The sequence below is a fragment of the Kineococcus indalonis genome (assembly GCF_009906395.1).
In the GTDB taxonomy this organism is placed as follows: domain Bacteria; phylum Actinomycetota; class Actinomycetes; order Actinomycetales; family Kineococcaceae; genus Kineococcus; species Kineococcus indalonis.
Genome location: NZ_JAAALM010000196.1, coordinates 1 through 6,682 on the forward strand (window position 1 = coordinate 1; position 6,682 = coordinate 6,682).

General features: G+C 75.3%; 3 protein-coding genes. 1 reads left to right on the forward strand and 2 read right to left on the reverse strand.

Going from position 1 to position 6,682, the window contains the following annotated elements; translation table 11 throughout:
- The first annotated feature begins 154 nt into the window (after window positions 1–154).
- The gene (locus GTR00_RS11090) at window positions 155–2,218 is read left to right on the forward strand and encodes an alkaline phosphatase (protein WP_166611683.1); all 2,064 of its coding nucleotides are present in this window, start codon (window positions 155–157) and stop codon (window positions 2,216–2,218) included.
- 58 nt (window positions 2,219–2,276) lie between these two features.
- On the opposite strand, the gene GTR00_RS11095 is transcribed toward GTR00_RS11090, so the two are convergent.
- Window positions 2,277–3,812: a sensor domain-containing diguanylate cyclase gene (locus GTR00_RS11095; protein ID WP_166611684.1), complete on the reverse strand. Its 1,536-nt coding sequence runs from the start codon at window positions 3,810–3,812 to the stop codon at window positions 2,277–2,279.
- A gap of 299 nt (window positions 3,813–4,111) precedes the next feature.
- Window positions 4,112–6,652 carry a DEAD/DEAH box helicase gene (locus GTR00_RS11100; RefSeq protein ID WP_407659679.1) on the reverse strand — a complete coding sequence of 847 codons (2,541 nt, stop codon included), beginning with the start codon at window positions 6,650–6,652 and terminating at the stop codon, window positions 4,112–4,114.
- Window positions 6,653–6,682: the final 30 nt, after the last annotated feature.

The window sequence follows — 6,682 nt, forward strand, 5'->3', positions numbered from 1 at the left end:
CCGCACCCCTCCGCCGAACCCCTCCGCGTCGGGGTCCGTTGCGCCGGCGTCCACCCGCCGTTGGCGCGCGGTTCGGCACCCGCTGGGAGGTTGTGCCCGCACCCACGGGCACGTCCACGGCCCCGGCCGCGGACCACGCGAGAGGTCGGACCCCTTGTCTGATAAGCGTTCTCAGCACGACGGAGATCAGGACGACGACGGCGCGCGCGGGGGGTTCTTCACCCGCCGCGGGCTGCTGGGCACCGGCGCCGGCGGCCTGGCCACCGCGATCGTGTGGGGCAGCGGCCTGCGCAGCGCCGCGGCGGCCCCCACCGCCACCGCGACCGCGGCGCAGTACGCGCAGCTGAACCACAAGGACCCGCACGCCTTCACCGGCGTCGTGCGCCGCGCCGCGCGCAGCACCACCGCCGGCACCAGCGCCCTGAGGGTCCTGCCGCTGGACCGCGCGAAGTTCCAGGTGGGCGCCACCTTCGACCTGCGCATCGAGGCCACCGGCGTGGACCCCGAGAGCACCCGCATCGTCATCCGCCTCAGCAGCGAGGACGGCCCCGCCGCCCTGCTCAGCCCGGCCCCGCTGCGCACCAGCTCCGCCGAGGACTCCGTGGAGGTCACCTACGAGGGCCTGGTGTACCCGGAGGCCGGCACCTTCACCGTCTCCGCCGAGGTCACCTCCTCCGCCGGCACCGCGCGGGCCGAGGTGCGGCACGAGGTCGTCCTGGCCGACGCCGAGGGCCAGAAGGCCAAGAACGTCATCTTCTTCCTGGGCGACGGCATGGGCGCCGCGGCCATCACCGGTGCGCGGATCCTGTCCAAGGGCATCGTCGAGGGCAAGTACAAGGGCCTGCTCGAGATGGACCGCATGGAGTTCCGCGGGAACGTCACCACCTCCGGCTCCGACGCCATCGCCACCGACTCGGCGAACTCGATGTCGGCCTACATGACCGGCCACAAGACCGCCGTGAACGCCATGGGCGTCTACCCCGGCAACGACCCCGACCCGGCGCGCAGCCCCAAGGTCGAGACGATGGCCGAGGTCCTCAAGCGCTCGCGCGAGATGTCCATCGGCATCGTCACCACCGCCGAGGTCCAGGACGCCACCCCGGCCGCGGTGTTCGCCCACACCCGCCGCCGCTCCGAGTACGTGGACATCATGGAGCAGGCCCTGCAGCCCGGGCAGATGCCCGACGTGCTCATGGGCGGCGGGCGCGCCACGTTCCTGCCGCAGTCGCAGACCGGCTCGCGCCGCACCGACGAGCGCAACCTCGTCGAGGAGTTCAAGGACAAGGGCTTCGCCTACGCCGGCACCCGCGCGGAGCTGAACTCCGTCATGGCCGCCGGGACCCCGGAGAAGCTGCTGGGCACCTTCACGCTGGGCAACCTCAACGTCTACATCGACCGCGAGATCACCCCGAACCCCGAGGTGCTCGGGCAGTTCACCGACCAGCCCGGCCTGGTCGAGATGACCCGCGCCGCCCTGAAGGTCCTGGAGCAGAACGACAAGGGCTTCTTCCTCATGGTGGAGGGCGCCTCGATCGACAAGTCCGAGCACCCCCTGGACGGCCCCCGCGCCGTCTACGACACCATCGAGCTCGACCAGGCCGTCGGCGTCGCCAAGGAGTGGGCCGAGGGCCGCGACGACACCCTCATCGTCGTCACCGCCGACCACAACCACGCCATGAGCATCGCCGGCACGCACAGCCTGTCCAAGGACGCCGCCGACGACGAGCCCGCCCGCCAGGCCAACGGCGTGTACGCCGACGCCGGGTTCCCCACCTACGTCGACGCGGACGGCGACGGGTTCCCCGACGACCCCAACCCCGACGTGCAGCTGTTCTTCGGCTGGTCGAACCACCCCGACCACCCGGACGACTTCGCGCACAACCCGGTGCTGGCGCAGCCCGCGCTGGAGGACCCGGCCACCGAGCGGGCCGTGCCCAACCCCGAGCGCGACCCCGGCGCGGTCGTCCAGATCGGCAACCTGCCGCTGGACGAGACGAACTGCGTGCACACCGTCGAGGACGTCACCATCGCCGCCTCCGGCCCCGGTGCCGCCCGCTTCGGGCACGTGCTGGACAACACCGAGGTGTTCCACGCGATCGCCGACAGCCTCGGCCTGCGCATCCCCACCCACCGCCTGCGCAGCTCCGGCGCCGTCGCCGAGTCCACCGTGACCGCCGAGCCCAGCACGGCCCCCGAGCCGGCCACGCTCGTCGGCTGACGCCCGCGGGCAGCGCCCGGGCCCCGCGGCCCGGGCGCTGCCCGCGGCGCGGCGCGGGTCAGCAGGTGACGGTGGCGTCGCGCCCGGCCTGCTTGCCGCGGTACAGCGCGGCGTCGGCGGCGGCGAGCACCTCGGCGGGCGAGCGGCCCGGCGCCCACTGCGCCACCCCCACCGTGCAGCTCTGCCCGCGCGGCACGACGGCGCGGACGCGGTCGGCCACCGCCACCGCCCCGGCCGCGTCGCAGCCGGGCAGGGCCAGCACGAACTCCTCCCCGCCCCAGCGCGCCAGGGTGTCCTCCTCGCGCAGCTGGGCGCCGGCGGCGGCGGCGAACTCGCGCAGCAGCTCGTCGCCGGCGAGGTGGCCGCGGGTGTCGTTGAACTTCTTGAAGCGGTCCAGGTCGATCAGCGCGAACGTCAGCGGCGCGCCCGTGCGCGCCGCGCGCGCCACCTCGGCGGCGGCGACCTCGTCCCAGCGGCGGCGGTTGGGCAGGCCCGTCAGCGCGTCGTGCTCAGCGGCCCGCTCCAGCCGCTCCAGCAGCTCCGCGCGCTCCAGGGCGTGCGCGGCCTCCCCGGCCAGGGTGGCCAGGGTCGCCGAGACCCCCGCCGGCAGCTCCGCCACGGGCCGCTGCCACACGACCGCGAGGACCCCCACCGGTTCGCAGCCGCGGCGCAGCACCGGCTGCCACACCGCCGAGGCCGTCCCGCAGGCCTCCACGACGGCGCGGCTGGCGCGCGGGTGCGCGGGCACGTCCGGCTCGAAGAGCTGCTCGCGGCCCAGGTAGGCGTCCAGCACCAGGCTGGTGTCGCGGCGCGGGTCCAGGCGCAGGTGCACCCCCTGCATCCCCACCGCGGCGGTGGTGGTGAGCACCCCGTCCGGGCCGGGCTGGGCCAGGTAGGCCACGTCGGCGCCGCACAGGTCGCGCACCGCCTCGCAGATCGCGGTGCGCGGGTCGTCGGCCGTGGCCACCGCCGCGGAGGCCCGCGCCAGCGCCTCCACCCGCGCGGCGTGCGCGGCGAGCTGCCGGTGCGCGTCGGCCACCTCGTCCAGCACCAGCTGCGCCAGGGCGCGCTGCTCGTCCGCCTCGACGGCCAGCAGCTCCGCGCGGCGGGCCTCCCGGCGCCGCTGCAGCAGGGACACGGCGACCTCGGCGAGGTCGCGCAGGCCCGCGAGCTGCCGCTCGTCCAGGGCGCGCGCGACGGTGTCGAAGACGCACAGGGTGCCCAGGGCGTGCCCGTCGGTGGTGACGAGCGGGGCGGAGGCGTACAGGCGCATCGAGGCCAGGCGCCCGTCCACGTGCGGGTTGTGCCGGTGCACCGGGTGCAGGCGGGCGTCGGGGACGTGCACGAGGTCGCCGGAGCGGAACGCGACGGCGCACAGGGACTCCTCCACGGCGGTCTCCGCGGACAGGGGGCCCACGGCGCTGAGGTGGCACTGCCGCGCGGCGTCGATGAGGCTGACGGTGACCACGGGGGCACCGGTCAGCGCCGCCGCCAGGCGCACCACGGCGTCCAGGTCGGCGCGGTCGTCGCCGCCGGCGGCCGGCCGGTGCTCCTCCAGCGCGGCGAGCCGTGCGCTCTCCTCGGGCCCTCGCACACCCGGGGCATCGGCACGCGCGCGGCCCGGCTTGAGCGGGCGCGCCCCCGCACCGGCGCGGCGGTGGCGGGCGCGGGGCCGCTCAGCCCGCCGGTGCGGTCGCGGCGGGCCGCACGACGGCGAACTCGTCGCCGCCCAGGCGCCCGAACAGCGCCCCGGGCCCCAGCGCCGGCGCCGCGCGGGGCGCGCCGGGCAGGGCGCGCGACGGGGCGGGGTACCTCGCCCCCGCCGTGCCGGCACCGGCGCGCGGCGGGTTGACGGCCCCGCGCGGCGGTTCACCCGGGCGACGGAGCGGCGGCCTACAGCCGCAGCAGCCCCGCCACCCGCAGCACCGCCGCGCCCGCCTCGTCGGAGGCGTCCAGGTCGACCTCGGCCACCACGGCCCAGTCGCGGTCCCCGGCGGGGTCGTCGACGACCTGGCGCACGTACCAGCGGCGCGCGGAGCCCTTGGGGTGCGGGCCGGAGCCGTCGTCGACCTGCAGCAGGTGCGGGCCGCGCGCGTCGGGGCCGGTGCCCAGGGAGTCGTGCTCCTCGTAGTAGGCGTCGAGCTGGTCGGCCCAGGTGTCCGCGTCGGGCGAGCCGTCCAGCGCCGCCAGCTGCTCGGGGCGGTCCAGGGCGGCCAGCTCCACGAACCGGAACACCGCGTTGCGCACCAGCACCCGGAAGGCGCGGGCGTTGGCGGTGACCGGCGGCGCCTCGTCCTCGGCGGGGGCGACGGCGGAGAGCACGTCCACGTCGTCGCCGGCGCGCAGCTTCTCCCACTCGGCCAGCAGGCTGGAGTCGGTCTGGCGCACGACCTCCCCCAGCCACTCCACGACGTCGGTGACCTCCTCGGTGCGCGCGTCCTCCGGCACGCTCTGGCGCAGCGCCTTGTAGGCGTCGCTGAGGTAGCGCAGCACCAGGCCCTCGGAGCGGGCCAGCTGGTAGAAGGCGACGAAGTCGCCGAACGTCATGGCGCGCTCGAACATGTCGCGCACCACGGACTTCGGGCGCACCTCGTAGTCGGCCACCCACGGGTTGCCGGCCCGGTACGTCTCGTACGCCGCGCGCAGCTCCTCCTCCAGCGGCTTGGGCCAGGTGACGTCCTCCAGCTGCGCCATCCGCTCCTCGTACTCCAGCCCGTCGGCCTTCATGCGGGCCACCGCCTCGCCCTTGGCCTTGGACTGCTGGGCGAGCAGGACCTTCATCGGGTCGTCCAGGGTGCACTCGATGGCGGAGACGACGTCGAGGGCGTACGTGGGCGAGGTGCGCTCCAGCAGGTCGTCGACCACGGCCAGCGCGAACGGCGACAGCGGCTGGTTCAGCGCGAAGTCCAGCTGCAGGTCGCCCACCAGCCGCACCTGCCGGCCGTCGGGCAGCGGCGCGGGCAGCTTCTCCACCACGCCGGCGTCCAGCAGGGCGCGGAACAGCTCCACCGCGCGGCGCACGTGCTGCAGCTGCCGCTTGCGCGGCTCGTGGTTGTCCAGCAGCAGGTGGCGCATCGCCGCCACGGGGTCGCCGGGGCGCTGCAGGACGTTCAGCAGCATCGAGGTGCTGACGCGGAAGTGGGAGGTGAGCTGCTCGGGCTGGGCGTCGACGAGCTTGCGCATCGTCGCCTCCGACCAGGACACGAACCCCTCGGGCGCCTTGACCTTCTGCACCCGCTTGACCTTCTTGGGGTCGTCGCCGGCCCTGGCGACGCGGCGGGCGTTCTCCACCTCGTGCTCGGGCGCCTGCACCACCACGGTGCCGGCGGTGTCGAACCCGGCCCGTCCGGCGCGCCCGGCGATCTGGTGGAACTCGCGGGCGCGGTAGTGGCGGGTGCGCCGGCCGTCGAACTTCGTCAGGCCCGCGAACAGCACCGTGCGGATGGGCACGTTGATGCCCACGCCCAGGGTGTCGGTGCCGCAGATGACCTTCAGCAGGCCCGCCTGGGCCAGGGTCTCCACCAGGCGGCGGTACTTGGGCAGCATCCCGGCGTGGTGCACGCCCACGCCCATGCGCAGCAGCCGGTTCAGGACCTTGCCGAAGCCGGCGGCGAAGCGGAAGTGCCCGATCGCCCCGGCGATGGCGTCGCGCTGCTCGCGGGTGGCGACCTTCGCGCTGGTGAGGGCCTGGGCCTGCTCCACGGCCGCGGCCTGGGTGGCGTGCACGACGTACACCGGGGCGCGGTCGGTGGACAGCAGCTCCTCGACCGTCTCCTGCAGCGGCGTGGTGGCGTAGGAGTAGTGCAGCGGCACGGGCCGCTCCACGGAGGTGACGACGGCGGTGGCGCGGCCGGTGCGGCGGGCGAGGTCCTCGCGCAGCCAGTCGACGTCGCCCAGGGTGGCCGACATCAGCAGGAACTGCGCCTGCGGCAGCTCGATGAGCGGCACCTGCCACGCCCAGCCGCGGTCGGGGTCGGCGTAGAAGTGGAACTCGTCCATGACGACCTGGCCGACGTCGGCGAAGGCGCCCGAGCGCAGCGCCACGTTGGCCAGGACCTCCGCGGTGCAGCACACGATGGGCGCGCCGGGGTTCACGGAGGCGTCGCCGGTCATCATGCCGACGTTCTCGGCGCCGAAGGTCTCCACCAGCGCGAAGAACTTCTCGCTGACCAGCGCCTTCAGCGGCGCGGTGTAGAAGGAGCGGGTCCCGGAGGTCAGGGCGGCGGCGTGCGCGCCGGCGGCCACGAGCGACTTGCCCGAGCCGGTGGGGGTGGCCAGCACCACGTTGGAGCCGGAGACCACCTCGATGAGGGCCTCCTGCTGCGCCGGGTACAGCTCGATGCCGCCGGAGGAGACCCAGTCCGCGAACGCCTCGTAGACGGCGTCGGGGTCGGAGGCGGCGGCGCTGCCGGGGGCGGGCAGCCGGTCGGTCAGGCGGGAGCGGGCGGAGGTCTCCAGCAGCTC